This is a genomic window from Sphingobacterium sp. G1-14 (assembly GCF_002196555.1).
Classification (GTDB): domain Bacteria; phylum Bacteroidota; class Bacteroidia; order Sphingobacteriales; family Sphingobacteriaceae; genus Sphingobacterium; species Sphingobacterium siyangense.
This window is the reverse complement of the sequence record NZ_CP021381.1, coordinates 6242105-6260986: the sequence shown is the minus strand read 5'-3', so window position 1 is coordinate 6260986 and position 18882 is coordinate 6242105. Positions and strand designations below refer to the sequence as shown.

The window sequence follows — 18882 nt, the reverse complement described above, 5'->3', positions numbered from 1 at the left end:
TTGACAGGACCATTTTTTATGATAGTCTATTTCACTTGCAAAGTAATTGCGCTAAAGCACTTTTTAGAGAGGACTAGATTAATTGTCAAGCCAGTTTTTGAAGGCCGTGACTTTCTCCCGTGAAACAATGAGCTCATCCGATTCATAATGCTTAAGGTATATTTTTAACCGGGCATTAGAATGTACAGCAATATTTTTGATAGCATCAAATTGAACTATAGTGCTTCGGTTGATCCTAAAGAAATCCTTAGGGGATAGTTGTGGCATCAGCGCATCCAATGTTTGGTCCAAAAGATAGTTCCCCTTTTCATTGGTATAAAGGTAAGTGCCTTTGTTTTCGCTGTAAATACATTCGATTTGCTGGGTGGTCACTACTTTTAGGTTTTGGCCTATTTTGATGGTAAAGCGTTCCTTATATGTTTGGACAGTGTTTCTAAATAAAGCTTCAAAAGATGCCAGATCGAGCTGTGGCTTTGGGTGTCTTAATTGACGGAATTTTTCAATAGCATTTTTCAGCTCTTCATCTTCAATCGGCTTCAGGAGGTAATCGATGCTATTTTGTTTAAATGCCCGCAACATATATTCATCAAGACCGTTGCAAAAGTGTTTGGTTTTTATTTTATTGATATTCAAGTTTTTAATTTGTTTCTTGTTGATTTTCGTTATATTTAAGGTATGGAAAAGACAGAAAAAGTTAGCTTTGTTGATTACATGGTTCAAAGACGGAAAATCAAGCAGGAATTCTTCGATCAGATCAATACATTGGTAAATTGGCATCCGATTTCAAATATTATCAACAAGCATTACCACAAAGGGGAAAGCAAAATGGGACGCCCTAGTTATTCTGGTCTTGTCCTCTTCAAAATGACACTTCTACAGACCTGGTATGGTCTGAGTGACTACGAAGTAGAAGACCGTATAAACGACAGTATCTCCTTTAGTCGCTTTGTTGGCATCAGTTTGGACGATTCGGTTCCCGATCACAGTGTTATTAGCCGTTTTCGCAGCTCGCTGACAGAAAAGGGTGTTTATGAGAATCTATTCAAGGAGCTGAACAAGCAGTTGAATAAACATAAAATATTGGTAAAACGTGGAGCTATCGTTGATGCCAGTATTGTTGATTCTCCGCTAAAACCAAAAGGCAAAGTTATTTACGAGATCGAAAGTGACCGTAGTGAACATCCTCGCGAAGATTCTGAGCTGGATAAAGAGAATAGTGAACAGTTATTGATCCAACAAGAGAGCCCGGGTGTTGACCATGAAGCTCGTTGGATAAAGAAGGCTGGGAAAACACGTTATGGCTATAAAAAGCATTATGTCACCGATACAGAAGGCCTGGTTCTGGGCGTGGTAACCACTCCAGCAAATGTAAATGAAATTGCCAATCTTCAACAGGTAATATCTTCGGCTGACCTTCCAAAGGGCATCCATATCTATGCTGACAAGGGATATCGTTCCTCTAAAAATGAGGAATTGATCAAATCAGGAAAGCTAAAAAGCAGGATCTTGCATAAGGCAAAGAAAGGAACAGCGTTAACCGAAAGAGAGAAGTTAAGAAACAAACTGATCGGCAAGATCAGGTTCAAAGTTGAACGGACCTTCGGGAGCATCCGGCGATGGTTCAACTCAAGCTGTGCAAGGTATAAGGGGATCGCCAAAATGCATACACAAAATCTAATGGAAGCCATGGCGTACAATCTTTACAGATCACCTGGGATACTTGTGTCCAATGCAATAAAAAACACAAATTAAGCAGTTGAAAAGGCCTCAAAAAGAGGATTTTTCAAGAAAACGCAACTAGATTTCCGAATCCAAATCGGAAAAAACTGCAAAAAAAAGCAAAAATAACCGATCAGAAAATATCAACATTATTTTGCAACGGTCTTTCATCGTATGCGGTGGTAAAAATAATGGCCGAATTAGGCTTCACCTGCTCAAGGATGTCAAATGAAATCCCATCGGCGAGCTGAATATCCAAGAACAGTAGGTCAGGTTCGGTATTTGACATAAACCATTCGATAGATTCTTCCACAGTCTGCAGTACGGCAGCTACCGTGTAACCGAGGTTCTCCAGTTTTCTTTGGAGTAATCTAGCTGATGGGAGTTCGTCTTCTATAATTACTATTTTCATTGTTTTTTGCATGCTTATCGATCATCAGACCGTTGTATTGTTTAATTTATCGAGCATCGTTGTGCCTATGCTATTAGTTTTGCTACGATTACCTCTTGCATGTTTGTTTAAGAACAGGTTACTTTTAAGAGACTATTTCATTGATGATGGGCAGTCCGACAGAAAATAAAATATCAGTTTCCTGAAGATGTACAGATAAATTGGACAGTATAGCGTAACGTTCCTGAATGTTTTTCAGACCGATTCCCGAATGATCATGGAGCACTTTCTTCTTTTGAAGATTATTTTCAACATAGAGGTAATTATTTTTTCGATAAATCTTCAATAAAAGAGGCTTCCTGACCGAAATAATATTGTGTTTGATTGCATTTTCGATCAGTAATTGAAGGGAAAGGGGTAATATAAAACCAGTATGTTGTTCCGCATTGATCTGTAAATCGATCTGTATACCGGCTTCGAAGCGAAGACTCAAGAGGTTTAAATAGGCCCTTGAAAAAGTAAGCTCATCCTGTAAAGAAACGAGGCTTTTGTCTTTTTGCTCCAATACATAGCGATATATCTTAGAAAGGTCCGTGGTAAACATGCTGGCCTTTTTGGGGCTTTCTTCAATTAATCCATTCAATACATTCAGGCTGTTGAACAAAAAATGTGGATCGAGTTGATTTTTGAGCGACTCAAATTGTGCTGTTATTTGCTGTTTTTCCTGATGAGATTCTTTGATTTGATAATCTTTGAATCTTTTATAGAAATAGAATCCAAAAAAAATCATAGAAATGCACCAAGATATCATCGCAGTTTGAAAATAATATGCAACACGTTGTTGGTGAATAAATTGGTGGAAACGTTGTGGGAAATTTTGGGCAATACTGGGTTTAAACAGTCCGGAAAAAAAAGCATTGACAATAAAAACGACCAGTATGGTCAAGAAGAAACTGACACTGTAAAAAACAATCATCTTTTTTCCAAAATCTTTACTGCTTGGGTATTTGTTCCCGACCCATTTCGATAGATAACTATGACCTAGAAAGAGAAAAAATCCGTATAGTAAACCTCTGACCATATTAGGATGAAAGATGATGGATATCCAAGGGACATCATTGTGGTCAAGTTTGGCCACAACCACAAAATAGATGGTTACGACCAAGCTTGCGAGTAATGCTTGTATAATAGCTTTAAATGGTGCTTTTTTCACAAAGTGTTATTTGCATTCTTTTATCAACTGTTCTGCCCGATCTTTGCCCCATGAAGGTGCAAATGGTGTAGTAGTTTTCTCTTCACTGAATAAAGATAGTGCTTTCTTTACATCCTCACATTCTTTGCTGGTATCCTGGTTGAAATATTTTTTTGCGTTTATTTGGAATTCCGCTAATCCCAATACCGCACGTGGATTATTTGGCGCAAGGGTGATGGCTTTTTTATATAGACCTATAATCTTAGGTGAAAGCTCTTTGGCTTTTGTCATCGGATCTGTAATCATCAATGCCGTTTGGTTCATCGCTTTCAGCACAAGCCATTCTGAATTATTGTCCTGGGCGCTATTGTTTAGTATTTCTTCTGCAGACTGTATATATTTTGTCTGTGTCTCTTTATTTTTCTCCCTGAAGGATGCTGTTGTCAGTACCATGGCCTGATAATAGGCAGGAATCCAATTGTCCTTTTCTGCCTGTGAAATACGTTCTAAAAGAGCGGCCGCTTTCTGCGTCTCACCCGATTGCCATAGGCTCATGGCTTGTCCCATACTTTTTTCAAAATTGCTTTGTGCAAATGTGCTGCCGCTTATAAGGCAGATGATGGCGATAATAAATGATTTCATGATCTTTCGTTTTTAGTAGTAAATATTTTTCTAAGTTATTGTTGTTGTGTTTGATGTATCTGATATTGAGTGTTATTGAAGTTGGTAATCCTTTTCTGCAAACAGAAATAATTCTGGATGGACCGACGTATTTCGATGATGAGCTGATGTTTATTATAGATTGTCCAATTGATTGTCTTTTTCATTTTTACTGATTGTCCAAAAATAGCCTAGAAATACAAAGCGTTTGGCAGTAGGGACAATCGGTCTACGGTCGTAGATTCCTTGTGAATTTGGCCGGTCTGCATATTGATACCCATAGATTGGGCTAGCGCCAAGAACATTACTGACGGAGAAATGGATAATTTTTTGCTGGCTGTAAAGAAACGACCAACTCATAGACAGACTATTGTAGCCTTTTGTATGGCCATTCATGAATACTGTTTGGTTGGGATCATTGTAATTTCTGCCGGATACAAACGAATTTGTCAAACTGAGCTGTGAACGTAGGCTTGATAGCCAGTATTTTCCAACGATATAGAAACTGTGTTTGTAAACATAAGGGGGAGTGACTGTCGTCGGATAATTCGCTTCATTTCTCTTACTGTCGGTATAGGAATATGAAATCCAGTATTGGAGGTTTTTGATGGTGCTGCTGTTTTTATAAAATAAGTCAAAGCCTTTGACCTTACCGCTTCCGTTATTGTCATATTGGCTGTCATATTTTGGAGTTATACTGTTGTATTTTGCCAAATTGTTATATTCTTTGTGATAGGCTTCTAAGCGAAGTAAGTGCCCGCCACGCGAATAGAAATAATTTGCGATATAATGATTGGCCTCCATCCAGTCAAGTTGTGGAGCATATTTTTAACAGCGGTGTTGGCGCCTGCTGATGGAAGTTCCCATAAGCAAGTGATAGCTGCGTATATTTATTTAATGCATAGCCCAGCGAAGCCCTCGGTTCTAACGTGCTCTTCGCCTGTAAATTGGAAGAAGTTTCTCGTAAGCCGATCTTCCCGATTAAGTTCGGGAGGATGCCGAAGGTAGTTTCCGTAAATACAGCGGTCATCTTGCTATGATAACCATAGCTATAGCCAAGGGTTTGTCGGTGATATTCTTCTTGATAATTCGTGTCGAAATATTCTATTCCTCCGATACTTTTAATCTTATTGTTCCAGATCTTACTTAGCGTTCCTTTTAAGTGAAGACTCTTTTCTTCATTAGGTAGGTAAACGTCATCGTAATGCAGCTTATCGGTCAGGTAGCCTAGGCCAATACCAGACTGGAATGTCCATCGGTTCCCCAAATTCTGACTGTAGCTGATGTTGGCGTAGGCATTGTTGGATTTCTTTTTCAATGGGACGGGCTGCTCATAATTGATGTCCGCTTGGTAAAGTCCCATATTTTCGAAATTGTAAGCCCCATAAATATTTAGAAAACCTTCTTTAAACTGATGGCGATAGATCATTTCTCCAGAAGCGTTTTCATAGGGTTTCGTCCATTTTATATCTGGTGTAATAATTTTGGAATAGGGTTTTAAGTTTGTATAACTGCTGTTGAAGGTGAGAGAGTTTTTGCCCCATTGTAAGGTATGTCCTAGCCCTAATCCAACGGAAGATAGCGAAAGCTCTGTTTTGGACTGCTCTATGGTATTTTCAGTGTTTAGCGCTAGAATGCTGGACAGCGCATTGCCAAATTCTGCAGAATAGCCGCCTGTAGAGAAATTCACGCCTTTAAAGAGCATAGGCGAAAACCTGCCCCTTACAGGAACTTCGTTTGGTGTTGCGGTGTAAGGTTGGGCTACTCTGATTCCATTGATGTAGGTCTGTGTTTCGGAAGCATCTCCACCGTGAACCATAAGACGTCCATTCTCGCCCCCAACCTGTGCTCCGGGCAATGTTGCCAGTGCGCTGATGATGTTTCCCATGCTGCCTGCCGTAGTGACAATATCCAATGGACTCATTACCGTGTTTTTTCCGGAGCTATTGGCTTGTAGGACCCCTGCCTGAATCGTAACTTCCTGTAAGCGATTCTCGCTTTCTTGCATTTGAATAATCAGCAATTCTTTTTGAGGTAGCTGGATAGGCCTGTTATATGTTGGGAGGCCCACAACAGACGCTTTAATGATTTTAGTGCCTTGTTCACTGGTCTCAAATACGAAATTTCCAAGGGAATCGGTGGTGCCACCATCATAGGTGCCTTCAATATAAACATTGGCTAAATATATAGGTTTGCCGTTTTTGCCCAGCACTTTCCCTTTCAAGATGGACTGCGCAGATACGATGGTAATACTTAAAAATAGTAAGGTTAATAACAGCTTCATTTTTCTTTAATTTTATTCAAATATCCGCGGCTGTAAGTGTTCCTGCGAAAAAGAGTGGATGGAATGTCAAAATATCATGACGAATTGCAGGATTCCAACTTTATGCTGTAAATTGATATCGAAAAACAAAATTTCCTCCATAAATAAGTTCCGCAATGGAAAGTGGAGAACGCGAAAAATTGCTTTTATATGCGACGTACTTATATCGGATATAAAAGTCATTTTACTTTCGTTTGATATTGAAAATAAGAGTTTAAAATTAAGTCAGAAAAATGCGAATAACCATTTTAGATGACTATCAAGACGCTGTCCGAAAGTTGGACTGTTTCAAAATTCTTGATGGTCACGATGTCCAAATATTGAAACAGTCCTATTCAGATCCGGCTTTACTGGCCGAAAAATTGAGCGATACGGAAGCGCTAGTGCTCATCAGAGAACGGACGCGGATTACAGAAGACCTGTTGTCTCAGCTTCCCAAGCTTAAGTTAATTAGCCAGACGGGCAAAATTTCAAACCATTTGGATTTGGCTGTTTGTAGCCGTTTCCATGTGGCTGTTGCTGAAAGTATGGGCTCTCCTGTTGCTCCGGCTGAATTGACCTGGCTTTTGATCATGAATGCCCTCCGTGGTTTACCTAAGGCTCTTTCAGATATGGACAAAGGCCTATGGCAAACGAATATAGGAGATTGTGTCGCCGGGAAAACAATAGGGATATGGAGCTATGGAAAAATAGGGAAGCGAATAGCGCAATATGCAAAGGCTTTTGGTGCACAAGTAATTGTTTGGGGAAGCGAAAATTCCCGAGAGGAAGCTGTAAGAGATGGTTTTTTAGCTGCTGCCAGTAAATCCGATTTTTTTCATTTTTCAGATGTTGTTACTTTACACCTTAGGTTAGTGCCTGAGACGCGAGGTGTCGTAAAGCTCGAAGATCTCCGGTCTATGAAGCCGACAGCGCTTTTTGTCAACACCTCTCGTGCTGAGTTGGTTGAAGAAGGGGCACTATTGACCGCGCTCGAGACAGGTGTTCCGGGGATGGCTGCGGTAGATGTCTATGAGTCCGAACCAATCTTTGATCCGAACTATCCGTTATTGCAGCTGCCAAATGTACTTTGTACGCCACATATTGGCTATGTGGAGAAAAATGGTTACGAACAATTATTTAGACTTGCTTTTGAGAATATTGTAGCCTTTTCTGGGGGCGATCCACAGCATATCGCTAACCCCGAAGTTTTGACCCACTAATTAAATGAATCGGCTATACATAGATGAATAATTTTACGCATTTAGAACAACCAACAGGTCGCGTTATTGTGGTCGGCGGTAAGGAATATCTTTTTTTTGGTGGAACTTCCTATCTAGGGCTGGCAACAGATAAAGCATATGCTTCTATTTTCATAGAAGGTATACAGCGGTATGGTATCAACAACGGCACTTCACGAAATAATAATGTGCAACAGGCCATATTTGATCAAGCCGAAGAATATGCAGCAAAGCGTTTTGGTTTTGAAGCAAGCCTGTTGCTCTCAAGTGGATATTTGGCAACGCAATTTCTTGTAAGAACCTTGGCGACCGAAGGAGAAGTATTGTATGCTCCCGCTTGTCACCCTTCTTTATGGCTAGATAAGAAGCCCGTCGCAACTGGGCATTTTGTTGCGTGGGCTAATGCAACGATCGAGTATATCAATCATTCAGCCCAAACATCATTTATCATCGTTAGCAACAGCTTGGACAATATGCGGCCAGAATTGTACGATTTCACTGTTTTCAATCGTATTGATCCGGACAAAAAGATTATACTGCTCTTGGACGATTCTCACGGAATAGGAGTTTTGCGCAAGAATAGCATTTCATTGGATAAAAGTAGTGTTCAACAAACTAATATTGAACTGATCGTCGTCGCATCCTTGGCAAAAGGCCTGGCAACGGATGCTGGATTGATTTTGGCCGATGGGGAACGGATCAGGTATCTCAAGCGATCAAACTTTTATACAGGGGCTTCTCCAAGTTCACCAGCGAGCTTATATGCATTTGTTCATGGAGAGCAGATCTATCTACAGCAATTCGAAAAGCTGCGGTATAATATTGATTCCTTCAAAGCACATATGGAGTCTGGGTTAAACACTGTTGCTGATTTTCCGGTCTTTTCTTCAATGGATACGGGCCTTTATGCGAGGCTGATGAATGCTGGAATACTGGTTTCAAGTTTTCCTTATCCCCTCGCTACAGACCCGCTATTAAATCGGATTGTGGTGAACGCGCACCATACCAAGGCAGATTTGGACCAGCTGAGTCATGCAATTGGCATATATTGATTTTTATATGACAAGTAATAAGTCAACATCTTGTAAATTAGATAATTGTTTTTATTTTTGAGGTCTATTTAATGGTTGGTTGGACGCAATGTCTCGTTAATTGATTGTAAATGTTTGGCTTTTGGAAGCTTATTTATCAAAAAAGTATTTAAATAATTTCCATTACTCATTTTAAAACAATACTTTTGCATCCCCAAACATTAGTTGGCTTAAGGGTTGAAAAATAAATAATTACAGTAAAATAGATATGACTAAAGCAGAAATTATTGCAGAAATCTCTACCAAAACTGGCTTAGAGAAGGTAGATGTTCAAGAAACCGTAGAGGCGTTCTTTAAAGTTGTCAAAAACGCAATGATCGGAGGAGAAAATGTATATGTAAGAGGTTTTGGTAGCTTCGTAGTCAAAAAAAGAGCTGAGAAGACTGCAAGAAACATTTCAAAAAATACAGCAATCATTATCCCTGAACACTTTGTTCCTAGTTTCAAGCCAGCTAAAATTTTCGTAGAGAAAGTAAAGAATGGCAATAAATAATCTTTAAAATAGATTAAAATGGCAAAAACCAAACAGATAATAGTAATAGGATCAGTAGTAGCCTTGGTTGCTGTGCTTTTAGCACAGCCTATTAAAGGTTTGGTGAACAAAGAAAAACAAACTGCTGCAGCATCTGAGTCGAAGCCTTCCAACGAAGTAAATTTGGAAAATATATCTTCGATGACAAAACAAGGTTTAGATGCTAGTTTAGTCAAAGAAATTTCCGATATTGAGGGCCAAGTTGCAAAAGCTTCTGGAGAGGATAAGATAAAGCTGTTGCAACAGTTGGCAAATAAGTGGGATGATGTCGCAAAACCAGCCCCTCAGGCTTTCATCTATGAGGAAATGGCAAAGGTTTCACCGAAGTTTGAATATTGGTTGAAAGCAGGTAATGCTTATCGTGCCGCTTATACAAATTTGCAGGATTCTACTTTAGCCCAAGCGTTGAATCAAAATGCTATTCATGCATATGAGGCTGCGTTAAAAGCGAATACAAGTAGTTTGGATGCAAAAACAGGATTGGGTGCCGCAATGGTATCAGGAACGAACAACCCTATGGCAGGTATTGCCTTATTGCGCGAAGTCGTTGCTGCCGATCCTAAAAACTTAGAAGCAAACAAAACTTTGGGATTGTTTTCATTACAATCCCGTCAGTTTGACAAAGCCATCGAGCGTTTTAAGACCGTTATCGATCAAAAACCCGATGCTGAGTCATACTTTTACTTAGCCACAGGCTATGAAAATATTGGGATGAAAAAGGAAGCCGTTACAGCTTTTCAAAAAAGTAAGGAACTGGCAGCCGATCCTTCCCTATCACAATTCATCGATCGAAAGATCGCGGAATTGAGCAAGTAATTAATTTATTATTTTATAATCATTAAAAAATTTAGCTATGCCAAGCGGAAAAAAAAGAAAAAGACACAAGATGGCTACTCACAAACGTAAAAAACGTTTAAGAAAAAATAGACACAAGAAAAAATAGTCTTGTGATAAGCTTTTAAACATCTTGGCCCATTTTGCTGAGATAGCTTTACGAAACGATCTACATGTCTGTGAAGGGGATGTAGATTGTTTTTTTCGTAACAACGTTCTTTAAATGTTTAATCGGATACCCAAGATTGCGATAGGATATTGCATAGGTATCAAAAATGAGTAGCTTTTGGTAAAGGAATTAATTATCGATTCAACTCCTGATAAAGGGGTAACTATTGCTTTACTACAAGATAAGCAGCTTGTTGAACTTAACCGGGAGCCCGCAAATAATAACTTCGCCGTTGGAGATATCTATCTCGGACGTATTAAGCGAATTATGCCTGGGCTTAATGCAGCTTTCGTGGATGTAGGCTACGAAAAGGATGCTTTTCTACATTATTTAGATCTGGGTCCTCAAGTTCAATCTTTGCTAAAGCTTACGCGTATAGTGAAGAATGGCAGTTATCAAGAGAAACTGCTCAATAGTTTAAAACTTGAAAAGGATATCGATAAAGCTGGTAAGATCTCTGATGTCTTAAGCAAAAATATGCTCGTGCCAGTACAAATCGCCAAAGAACCCATTTCAACAAAAGGGCCGCGTCTGAGTTCAGACCTTTCAATTGCGGGCCGTTTTGTCGTTTTGGTACCTTTCTCAAGTACTGTTTCCATTTCCAAGCGTATCAAAGGTAGTAATGAACGCAATCGCCTAAAAAAGATTGTCGAAGGAATTAAGCCAGCTAATTTTGGCGTTATCATTCGTACAGTTTCCGAGGGTAAGGGTGTTGAAGAACTACAACGTGACTTATTGGACCTGATCTCAAAATGGGAGCTATTTACCAAACGTCTTCGTAATGCTGAACCGCCTCAAAAGGTTCTTGGCGAAATGGATCGTGCATCCACTATTCTACGAGATATTTTGACAGACGAGTTTTCGCATATTTATGTTAATGATCCTTCGATCTTCGAAGAAACAAAATCATATATACACGATATATCTCCAGACTTGGAGAAAATTGTCAAACTTTATAAACATAAAGAGCCAATTTTTGATCATTTCGGAGTTGAAAAGCAAATCAAGGCAGCTTTTGGCAAAACTGTAACATTGCCGGGCGGTGCGTACCTCGTTATAGAGCATACCGAAGCCTTGCATGTCATTGATGTCAACAGTGGTAACCGTTCTGCTAATAAGGAGAATCAGGAAGACAATGCATTGCTGGTCAATATGGAAGCAGCAAAAGAAATTGCGCGTCAGCTGCGTTTGCGTGATATGGGCGGAATTGTAGTCATCGATTTTATCGATATGCATAAACCCAATCATCGAAAAGAGTTGTATACGTTCTTAAAAGAATGTATGGTAGCGGATAGAGCGAGACATACAATTTTGCCTCCAAGTAAATTTGGATTGGTTCAAATTACACGTCAGCGCGTTAGACCTGAAATGAATATCGTCACAAACGAAAAATGTCCGGCTTGTGATGGTACAGGTGAAATCCGATCAAGTATTGTCCTCATGGATGATATTGAAAATAATTTGAGCTTTATTCTTCAAGAACAAAACGAAAAGAAGGTGACCTTATGTGTTCACCCTTACATAGACGCCTACATTAAGTCTGGTTTGATTTCTAAAAGAATGAAATGGTTCATGAAGTACGGAAAATGGATTAAAGTAAATCCAATGACGTCATATTATCTAACTGAATTCCATTTCTTCAATGCGAAGGATGAAGAAATCAAGTTATAATAGAAAGAGATTAACGAAAAGGGTTAGTAGTGATACTAGCCCTTTTTTGTTTTTATATCATTGTACTGTTTATACCCAATGGATAATTATGCCGTCTTTTTCCATTTTGCGGAAGTAAGTCATTTGTCTTTTGGCATAGCGATGTATTTCTGTCTCCAGTTTTGTGGTAAAAGCAGAATAATCGAGCTGTCCAAGAAGATGGAGTGACGCATATTTATACTCCAAACCATAGTATTGAAGTTGCTCGTGTGTAATACCTTCTGTCAAGAGCCCGCGCACTTCTTCTAAGAAGCCTTCATTCAATCGTTGTTTTAATCTTTGGCTAATGTGTTCGCGTCTGATTTCCAACGGGGGACTTAATCCGATAACAATGCTATCTACCGCTTGTTGCTGGACGATGTGATCGGGGTGGTTCTCTAAAAACGCTAATATTTCTATTGCTCGGATTATACGTTTTTTGGTTGAAAGATCGATTTGAAAGTTCACAGGTAGTGTATATTCCTGAAGACGCGCTAACAGCTCCGTCTCTGGATATGCAAGTAATAACTCCTTGAAGCCTTCGATTGATGGGATCAGCGCATAGGGATTTTCTTGGATTACACTTTGAATATATAAACCTGTACCACCACATAGGATGGTATGTTTTCCCTTTTCTAGAATGGATTGTTGGGCTTGACGGAAGTCAGCAATAAAATTTCCGAGATTGTAGCGTTTTCCCGGTTCATGAATGTCGATAAGATGATAGGGAATATCTTGGTATTCCGATAGGTCTTTTCCCGTACCGATGTCCATCCTTCGATAGATTTGGCGGGAATCAGCACTGATGATTTCAGCATCAATGTGTTGGGCCAGTTGGACGGCCAGTTTCGTTTTTCCAGAAGCTGTAGGCCCTAAGATAACGATAACTTTCTCTTTTGGAACGGTTTGCTGTTCCAAAAGAGAAAGTGTATATTTTAATCTGTCTATCACAGAACAAATTTAGTCCATTTTTCTGTTCCTTCGTTATTTTTTACAACAGTATCGATAAAAGCCATGCCTCTTACGCCATCGTAAACTGTTGGAAAATCCTGTTGTTCAGCTGTAGGAGTTTTTCCTTCACGTTTTGCTGTAACTGTTGCCGCAAAATTACGGTAGATATTCGCAAATGATTCTAATAGCCCTTCAGGGTGACCCGCTGGTACACGGGTATTATGTGTTGCAAAAGAACTCAACGTATAAGGCGCTGCGTAAGCATTACCTGTGCGATAAAGCTGACGAGGTTGATCAAGCATTTTGATAATTAAATTGTTCGGATCCTCATTCGCCCATTCCAATCCACCTTTTTCGCCATAGATACGGATACGAACAGCATTTTCTTCTCCGGCTGAAATTTGCGAAGCCATCAATACGCCTTTAGCACCATTTTCGAAACGTAAAAGCACCGAACCATCGTCATCCAATAGACGGCCTTCAACAAATGTTGTTAGGTCTGCACATAGCTCTTGGATTTTTAAGCCCGATACATATTCCGCTAAATGCGCAGCATGGGTACCGATATCACCCATAACCAACGATTTGCCCGAGCGTTTCGGATCTGCACGCCAAGCGGCTCCAGCATTCCCCTCGCGTTCCGTTAAACGACTTAACCAACCTTGTGGATACTCAACAACAATCTTTCTGATCTTACCGAAGTGACCTTCTTTGACCATTGCTTTGGCTTGTTTAACCATTGGGTAGCCTGAATACGTATGGGTAAGGCACAGCGTACGACCAGTACGTTCTACGGTTTCTTGTAATTCTTTTGCTTCTTCAACAGATACTGTCATTGGTTTTTCAACGACAACATCAAAACCTTTTTCTAGCGCTAATTTAGCGGGAGCAAAATGTAAAAAATTGGGTGTTACGATCGTTACAAAATCCATGCGTTCGCCTTCGGGAAGCAAAGATTCTTTTTCGATCATCTCTTCATAGTTTAGATAGACACGCTCAGGAGCTACAAATAAGTCTTCTCCAGATTGTTTTGAAATCTGTGGATCAATACTAAATGCACCACAAACCAGTTCAATCTTGCCATCCATAAAAGCAGCAATACGGTGTACAGCGCCAATAAAGGCGTCGTTTCCGCCTCCGACCATACCCATGCGAAGTTTTCTCTTCATAACGTTATTATTTTTGATTATTTATTTTTCAAACTTTTACAGTGTACAATATACACAATTTAGCTTATTTTATGTATAAAATCATCTTGATGCTACCCATATTTTCTTTGGGAAAGCCATGAGGGAACTGCTCCCTAAGCGCTTTTAATTCATCTGTATTTCGATAGGTATACCGCTTTGTTCCCGTGATCCAAAAGTTAATCGGTGTCGTAATTTCTTTGGCAACAAACCCAATTTTTTCGAGCGAAGAGTGTTGGCTCCAATCACGATCGGTGAAAGTCATAATGTCTCCTGGTGAGAAATCGCTACAAAAGGCTTTAATTAATTTGCTTAGGCCTCCTATAACATTAATACCTGTTTTATTACAAAAGCGTAATAGTTCAAATGAGCGATAGTCTTCATTTTTATCCAGCATTCGGCGTCCTCCAGAGAATACCGCGACGGCGACAAGCTCTCCTTGTTCATAAAGGCCATAACGATACTTGCCGGGAAGAGCGGTTTGTAAATGATGTTCCACGAGGAACTGTAAACTCGTTCTTTTGTCGATCCGGGCAACTACAGTATTACGTGCGTAGATGCGTTTGTCATTTTTTGTTCTAGAAACAATGCGCCTGACGATCAAATCAAACTTTGTTATTAATTGGTCTTCATCGATATGGATGCAGGGGTCGGAAGTATCACGTCTAACGGATTTGTTATGAGGGTATAGTAAAATGTTAATTGCTAATTCCGGAGAGGATATTTGTATAAATCCATCATCCTGGCAAAATCCTAATGGGACTTCAAGAGCTTGCTCGAGCCTAAGCTTGAACTGCGTTGACAAATTTATAAACGAAGGATCCATAAAACAAAAGTAACTTTTATGGAAGTTTTGACGAAATATTCACTTTTAATAATTATCCGTACCTTTGTACCGAAAAATATAATGGTGCTACAGGGTATCCTTGTTAAAATAGTACAATGACTCTGGGTGAGCAATTAGCCTGACATGATCTGAAATAAAATCGTGCTAAAATTACAACAGGTGCCTAGTGATCTTTAAAAGCAAACAACGTGTAACGAACTCAGGTATAGCAATGAGTATCGGCACTTATAAATAATTATAATACATATGAAACTTCCGATAGTGGCGTATGGCGATCCTGTATTAAGAAAGGTCGCTGAAGAAATAGATGAAGACTATCCAGATTTAAAGAAATTGATTGATGATATGTTCGATACCATGTATGCAGCTCATGGTGTTGGGTTGGCAGCTCCACAGGTAGGTTTGCCTATACGTATGTTCGTTATCGATGCAACTCCTTTCGCAGAAGATGATGAAGAAAACAAAGAGGTGCTCCAATCGTTCAAAAAAGTTTTCATCAATCCTATCATGGTTGAAGAGTCTGGTGAGAAATGGGCTTTCGGTGAAGGATGTCTGAGTATCCCAGATATTAATGAGGACGTATTGCGTCACAGAAATATTCGCATCAATTATTTAGATGAGAACTTTGAAGAACATGAAGTAGACTTAACAGGTTTGGCTGCACGTGTGGTACAACACGAATATGATCATATTGAAGGTAAACTATTTACCGACAAATTGAGTGCCTTGAAGAAAACGATGCTGAAGGGGCGATTAGATGCTATCGCGAAAGGAAATATTCGCGTTGGTTATAAAATGAAATTTCCACAGCAAAAGAAAAAGCGTTAGTTCATACTAACGCTTTTTCTTTGTTGCTTCCTCCTGATAAAATTGGTTGGAGATCAAGAATATCCGTGTTCTACCTACCAATCCATCCTTTTATTCCATTTTTGAGATTGAATTGGTCATTCTGTAAAGCGTGTTATAGAAACTACACCCGCGAAGAAGGACATTCCTCAATCCAACCGGGGTAAATATAGACGATATTTAACGGCTGTCATTCGTATTAAAAATACAACAGCAGCCCCAATAAAGGCAGCCCAAGAAAGATCAAGATCGAGATGCACCAGCAAGATATACGTGAGACCTCCACCTAAACAGGCCGTAGCATATACTTCTTTTTTAAAGATTAATGGGGTTTCGTTGAGTAGGACGTCGCGCGTCATCCCCCCACATACCGCGGTGAACATTCCAAAGATAATGGCAGCATAGGTATTGCTTTCGTAATTGAGTGATTTTTGTACCCCTAGGATAGTAAAAAAGCTAATTCCGATGGCATCAAAAAGTGTCAGCGTGCGATAATAACCATACAACTGTTTGTTGAAGACAATGGCAATTAAAATTCCGAGGAAAATAGCAATGAGGTAATTGCTATCATTAACCCATACTGGGCGCAGATTCAAAAATACATCCCGCATCGATCCACCGCCAATGGCTGTCACAAAGCCTAAAAAGGCTGCCCCAAAAATATCAATATCTTTACGTTTTGCCGACAGCGTGCCTGATATTGCAAAAAATAAGGTGCCAAGCAAATCGCTTAGATAAAAATAGTTGGCATCAGTAATCATGGTAATCCTTTTTAAATCATTATATTAAAATCTCCAGTTGACGGTACCACATACCGCTTAACACCAACGGGGATAAACTTCCCTTTATTGGACAAATTTAGGAGAAATCTTGATAGTTTAAATTCACCGAAAGGCGAATAGCTTTCAAACCCGCGATTCCCTGTACATCCTCCAATTTTAAATGTTCGATGGTATGCTCAATGATGCCCATGTCGTAGATTGCCTTTATACTCAACATAAGGTCCTCCAGGATTTCATCCGATAAATAGACAATAGCAATTTTATTGACCTGAGTAAGTCGTTCTTTGGTTCGCTTTATCCGAATTTTGTCTATCCTTTTTTTGATTATTTCATAACGGATATTGAGTGATCCCTCTACATCAAATCTCCGTTCATCTTCCCGGAAGCTGATATCAATGCTATGTGGATTGATAAAAATCAATTGTGTTGTTTCTAAAGCCAGAGGCAGAATATCCTTCGCATGGTAAGCTTTCAGCGCAATTCTAGCCATAGAAATAATTTGCTGACGCCTAAATACATTAATAAATTCGTAGCTAAATGGTTGTTGTGGTGTAATGGATTCGCCGATATAAATGTCATATTCAATACCGTCTGTCCTGAATTTTTGAAAATACGATGGGTAATTCCCCTGGATAAAGCTATTGAAATGGTCTAGTTCCTTACCGATCAATTGATTGATTTGGCGTAAAGAAGTTTCAAATTCATTCCTATAAAATTCACCGGTTTCTCGATTGGTGAAAAAATGCTTCGCATAATGTTCAATCACCTCTATTTTTGACGGAAATTGCTTTCTGGCTTCTTCTAAAAATGGCTGTACGTCTTTCCTAAAAAACTCAATGATCTTGACCATCGACTCATCAAAAGAAATATGATCAAGAGATTCTGTAATTTGATCAACACGTGCTGAAAAAGTCATAATCAACTTGTGCTTTCCATCTAAAGAGAGCTCATCAATAAGCATTGCGAGCTGTTTGACCTTGAAGCTAAAGTCTTTCAGAATGGAGGCGTTTCTTATGATGGTGGAGTCTTTGACATCGACAGCACCGTAGAGCGGATAGACTTCTTCAAATACAACGGCTTTGATATGCGCATCCCGACTGTCGTTTTCCAGGTCCTGAATGTACTGGGCCGCGATATGGTTAAATTTCCACTGAACCGAAGGCTGTATGGTCGTAAACCGGTTGATGATGATATCGTCGATACGTTTTTTAAATTCTAGCGTAATATCCTGAGATAATTGTGATAAAAGCGGGACCAAAGAACCTAAGGCTTGCATTGTCTCATTGTCGAGCTGATCTTGTTCACGACTGTATATTTCCAATATGCCTGAGAGGGAATGATTATGGATAAGTGGAATACACAGATAGGTCGTTACCCCCGAGTGGCCAATCCGCTCGTCTAAAATAGATGTGGTATTTCGGAGGCCATTCGTCGCATTATTGGTATAAAATATCACATGCGGATGTTTTAGGTAGCCCGCAAGTTCAGGATTGATCTTGAAGGTTTTATTTGCGGTATACGCTTCCGCAATCAAGATGCTCTTATTGGTGATTGAATAATCGAAAAATGGGACTCCATTTAATTGGAATAACGGAAATAAACTAAATACGGTATCAGCCCCCTTTAATAGCGGTGTGATGATTTTTTCTAAATCAGCGAAAAAGAGGTGATAATTGTATGTAGGAAGGTCCAAGAGAATGGACTGAATGCGGCGTAAAGTATGTTCCGTACTGGTCTTTCTGAAAGTTACAATACTAAAGCCTGATAACTCAAAATCTTCCAGTTTAACGGTATTGATAACGGTATTCCAATCAAAAAGCGAATCACTAGGATTTTCCGATAAACGACCGATATCAAGCGCAGGCAGTGTTTTTTTTGCCTTTATCTCAACAAATTTGAAATCGATGTCCAAATCGTAATAATCCACGATCTCCCCCTGATCATTGAGTTGATGATAAACAATGCTGCTGTTTTCATTGGAAGAAAAGCCATACAGACGCTCGAAAATGAGGGTATAAAAGAGCTTTTCTTGATTAGTAAGAAGGCTTCCGGTACGCATCTTCCCTTGAATTTCTTGCTCCACAAGCTGATGGCTAGTTAGGTCGAAAAAGGCTTCCGTTCCATAGAAGGCTTCTTCTGCTAGGGCTGTTGTGAGTGCCCAGTACCTTTTTGGAGCAGTGTCAACCAACGATACGGAGAGGCTATAAATCAATTGCAGAATATCTTTATAGGCATTGAGGTTATGCTTGCAGAGTTTACCGTTGAGATGCTCTATTTCTTTGATGCGTTCCAGCGCATACAAAGGAATCATATCATCGGATGAAGTGCCATTTTCAATAAAAGATTCCAGGTATTTGAAAAATGGTTCAAAGTCTAGCCTGCCATTTGCATACGTATTGGCCATTTTCGCCGTTGTGAGTTGTACTTTCTTTATCTCCATGGATCGAAA

18 protein-coding genes are annotated in these 18882 nt (G+C 39.5%); 7 read left to right on the top strand and 11 right to left on the bottom strand.

Going from position 1 to position 18882, the window contains the following annotated elements; genetic code table 11:
- Positions 1–78: 78 nt before the first annotated feature.
- A complete protein-coding gene (locus CBM24_RS26805) occupies positions 79–633 on the bottom strand; it encodes a LytR/AlgR family response regulator transcription factor (protein WP_157698593.1) in 555 nt (184 codons plus the stop codon).
- Positions 634–729: 96 nt separating this feature from the next.
- Here CBM24_RS26805 and CBM24_RS26800 point away from each other — a divergent pair, with 96 nt between their 5' ends.
- Entirely contained in the window at positions 730–1752 is a 1023-nt protein-coding gene (locus CBM24_RS26800; protein ID WP_157698597.1) for an IS5 family transposase, read from the top strand.
- A gap of 100 nt (positions 1753–1852) precedes the next feature.
- Here CBM24_RS26800 and CBM24_RS26795 read toward each other — a convergent pair whose 3' ends face one another.
- The 5 genes from CBM24_RS26795 to CBM24_RS26780 all read right to left on the bottom strand — a co-directional run bounded on the left by CBM24_RS26795 (position 1853) and on the right by CBM24_RS26780 (position 6246).
- A complete protein-coding gene (locus CBM24_RS26795) occupies positions 1853–2131 on the bottom strand; it encodes a LytR/AlgR family response regulator transcription factor (RefSeq protein WP_088163837.1) in 279 nt (92 codons plus the stop codon).
- Between the two features lie 124 nt (positions 2132–2255).
- A complete protein-coding gene (locus CBM24_RS26790) occupies positions 2256–3323 on the bottom strand; it encodes a sensor histidine kinase (RefSeq protein ID WP_088163362.1) in 1068 nt (355 codons plus the stop codon).
- 6 nt (positions 3324–3329) lie between these two features.
- The gene (locus CBM24_RS26785; protein ID WP_088163361.1) at positions 3330–3944 is read right to left on the bottom strand and encodes a tetratricopeptide repeat protein; all 615 of its coding nucleotides are present in this window, start codon (positions 3942–3944) and stop codon (positions 3330–3332) included.
- Between the two features lie 153 nt (positions 3945–4097).
- Positions 4098–4766, bottom strand: coding sequence for a hypothetical protein (locus tag CBM24_RS27870; RefSeq protein WP_232475645.1), 669 nt, complete (start codon positions 4764–4766; stop codon positions 4098–4100).
- A 4-nt stretch (positions 4767–4770) separates the two neighbouring features.
- Complete coding sequence (locus CBM24_RS26780) at positions 4771–6246, bottom strand: carboxypeptidase-like regulatory domain-containing protein (RefSeq protein WP_232475644.1); 1476 nt, start codon at positions 6244–6246, stop codon at positions 4771–4773.
- 272 nt (positions 6247–6518) lie between these two features.
- On the opposite strand from CBM24_RS26780, the gene CBM24_RS26775 reads away from it, so the two are divergent.
- From CBM24_RS26775 to CBM24_RS26755, 5 genes are all read left to right on the top strand, one after another.
- Positions 6519–7487 (top strand): D-2-hydroxyacid dehydrogenase family protein, encoded by a 969-nt coding sequence (locus CBM24_RS26775; protein WP_088163360.1) that lies wholly within the window; start codon positions 6519–6521, stop codon positions 7485–7487.
- A 23-nt stretch (positions 7488–7510) separates the two neighbouring features.
- Complete coding sequence (locus tag CBM24_RS26770; RefSeq protein ID WP_088163359.1) at positions 7511–8557, top strand: 8-amino-7-oxononanoate synthase; 1047 nt, start codon at positions 7511–7513, stop codon at positions 8555–8557.
- A gap of 247 nt (positions 8558–8804) precedes the next feature.
- The gene (locus tag CBM24_RS26765) at positions 8805–9089 is read left to right on the top strand and encodes an HU family DNA-binding protein (protein ID WP_046673299.1); all 285 of its coding nucleotides are present in this window, start codon (positions 8805–8807) and stop codon (positions 9087–9089) included.
- 18 nt (positions 9090–9107) lie between these two features.
- The gene (locus CBM24_RS26760) at positions 9108–9944 is read left to right on the top strand and encodes a tetratricopeptide repeat protein (protein WP_070562796.1); all 837 of its coding nucleotides are present in this window, start codon (positions 9108–9110) and stop codon (positions 9942–9944) included.
- Positions 9945–10248: 304 nt separating this feature from the next.
- Positions 10249–11802: a ribonuclease E/G gene (locus tag CBM24_RS26755; RefSeq protein WP_046673301.1), complete on the top strand. Its 1554-nt coding sequence runs from the start codon at positions 10249–10251 to the stop codon at positions 11800–11802.
- Positions 11803–11871: 69 nt separating this feature from the next.
- On the opposite strand, the gene miaA is transcribed toward CBM24_RS26755, so the two are convergent.
- The 3 genes from miaA to CBM24_RS26740 all read right to left on the bottom strand — a co-directional run bounded on the left by miaA (position 11872) and on the right by CBM24_RS26740 (position 14784).
- Positions 11872–12771 carry a tRNA (adenosine(37)-N6)-dimethylallyltransferase MiaA gene (gene miaA, locus CBM24_RS26750; protein WP_088163358.1) on the bottom strand — a complete coding sequence of 300 codons (900 nt, stop codon included), beginning with the start codon at positions 12769–12771 and terminating at the stop codon, positions 11872–11874.
- Complete coding sequence (locus tag CBM24_RS26745; RefSeq protein WP_075990358.1) at positions 12768–13940, bottom strand: Gfo/Idh/MocA family protein; 1173 nt, start codon at positions 13938–13940, stop codon at positions 12768–12770. Before CBM24_RS26745 ends, miaA begins: the two co-directional genes overlap by 4 nt.
- A gap of 64 nt (positions 13941–14004) precedes the next feature.
- A complete protein-coding gene (locus CBM24_RS26740) occupies positions 14005–14784 on the bottom strand; it encodes a hypothetical protein (protein ID WP_088163357.1) in 780 nt (259 codons plus the stop codon).
- A 267-nt stretch (positions 14785–15051) separates the two neighbouring features.
- On the opposite strand from CBM24_RS26740, the gene def reads away from it, so the two are divergent.
- Positions 15052–15633 carry a peptide deformylase gene (gene def, locus CBM24_RS26735; protein ID WP_088163356.1) on the top strand — a complete coding sequence of 194 codons (582 nt, stop codon included), beginning with the start codon at positions 15052–15054 and terminating at the stop codon, positions 15631–15633.
- Between the two features lie 167 nt (positions 15634–15800).
- On the opposite strand, the gene CBM24_RS26730 is transcribed toward def, so the two are convergent.
- Entirely contained in the window at positions 15801–16412 is a 612-nt protein-coding gene (locus CBM24_RS26730; protein WP_088163355.1) for a trimeric intracellular cation channel family protein, read from the bottom strand.
- Positions 16413–16509: 97 nt separating this feature from the next.
- Entirely contained in the window at positions 16510–18873 is a 2364-nt protein-coding gene (locus CBM24_RS26725) for a GAF domain-containing protein (RefSeq protein ID WP_088163354.1), read from the bottom strand.
- Between the last annotated feature and the right edge of the window lie 9 nt (positions 18874–18882).

Coding starts and splice junctions, on each gene's coding strand:
- CBM24_RS26795 (WP_088163837.1), bottom strand. CDS start 2,131: ATGAAAATAGTAATTATAGAAGACGAACTCCCATCAGCTAGATTACTC.
- CBM24_RS26785 (WP_088163361.1), bottom strand. CDS start 3,944: ATGAAATCATTTATTATCGCCATCATCTGCCTTATAAGCGGCAGCACA.
- CBM24_RS27870 (WP_232475645.1), bottom strand. CDS start 4,766: ATGGAGGCCAATCATTATATCGCAAATTATTTCTATTCGCGTGGCGGG.
- CBM24_RS26780 (WP_232475644.1), bottom strand. CDS start 6,246: ATGAAGCTGTTATTAACCTTACTATTTTTAAGTATTACCATCGTATCT.
- CBM24_RS26775 (WP_088163360.1), top strand. CDS start 6,519: ATGCGAATAACCATTTTAGATGACTATCAAGACGCTGTCCGAAAGTTG.
- CBM24_RS26770 (WP_088163359.1), top strand. CDS start 7,511: ATGAATAATTTTACGCATTTAGAACAACCAACAGGTCGCGTTATTGTG.
- CBM24_RS26765 (WP_046673299.1), top strand. CDS start 8,805: ATGACTAAAGCAGAAATTATTGCAGAAATCTCTACCAAAACTGGCTTA.
- CBM24_RS26760 (WP_070562796.1), top strand. CDS start 9,108: ATGGCAAAAACCAAACAGATAATAGTAATAGGATCAGTAGTAGCCTTG.
- CBM24_RS26745 (WP_075990358.1), bottom strand. CDS start 13,940: ATGAAGAGAAAACTTCGCATGGGTATGGTCGGAGGCGGAAACGACGCC.
- CBM24_RS26740 (WP_088163357.1), bottom strand. CDS start 14,784: ATGGATCCTTCGTTTATAAATTTGTCAACGCAGTTCAAGCTTAGGCTC.
- def (WP_088163356.1), top strand. CDS start 15,052: ATGAAACTTCCGATAGTGGCGTATGGCGATCCTGTATTAAGAAAGGTC.
- CBM24_RS26730 (WP_088163355.1), bottom strand. CDS start 16,412: ATGATTACTGATGCCAACTATTTTTATCTAAGCGATTTGCTTGGCACC.
- CBM24_RS26725 (WP_088163354.1), bottom strand. CDS start 18,873: ATGGAGATAAAGAAAGTACAACTCACAACGGCGAAAATGGCCAATACG.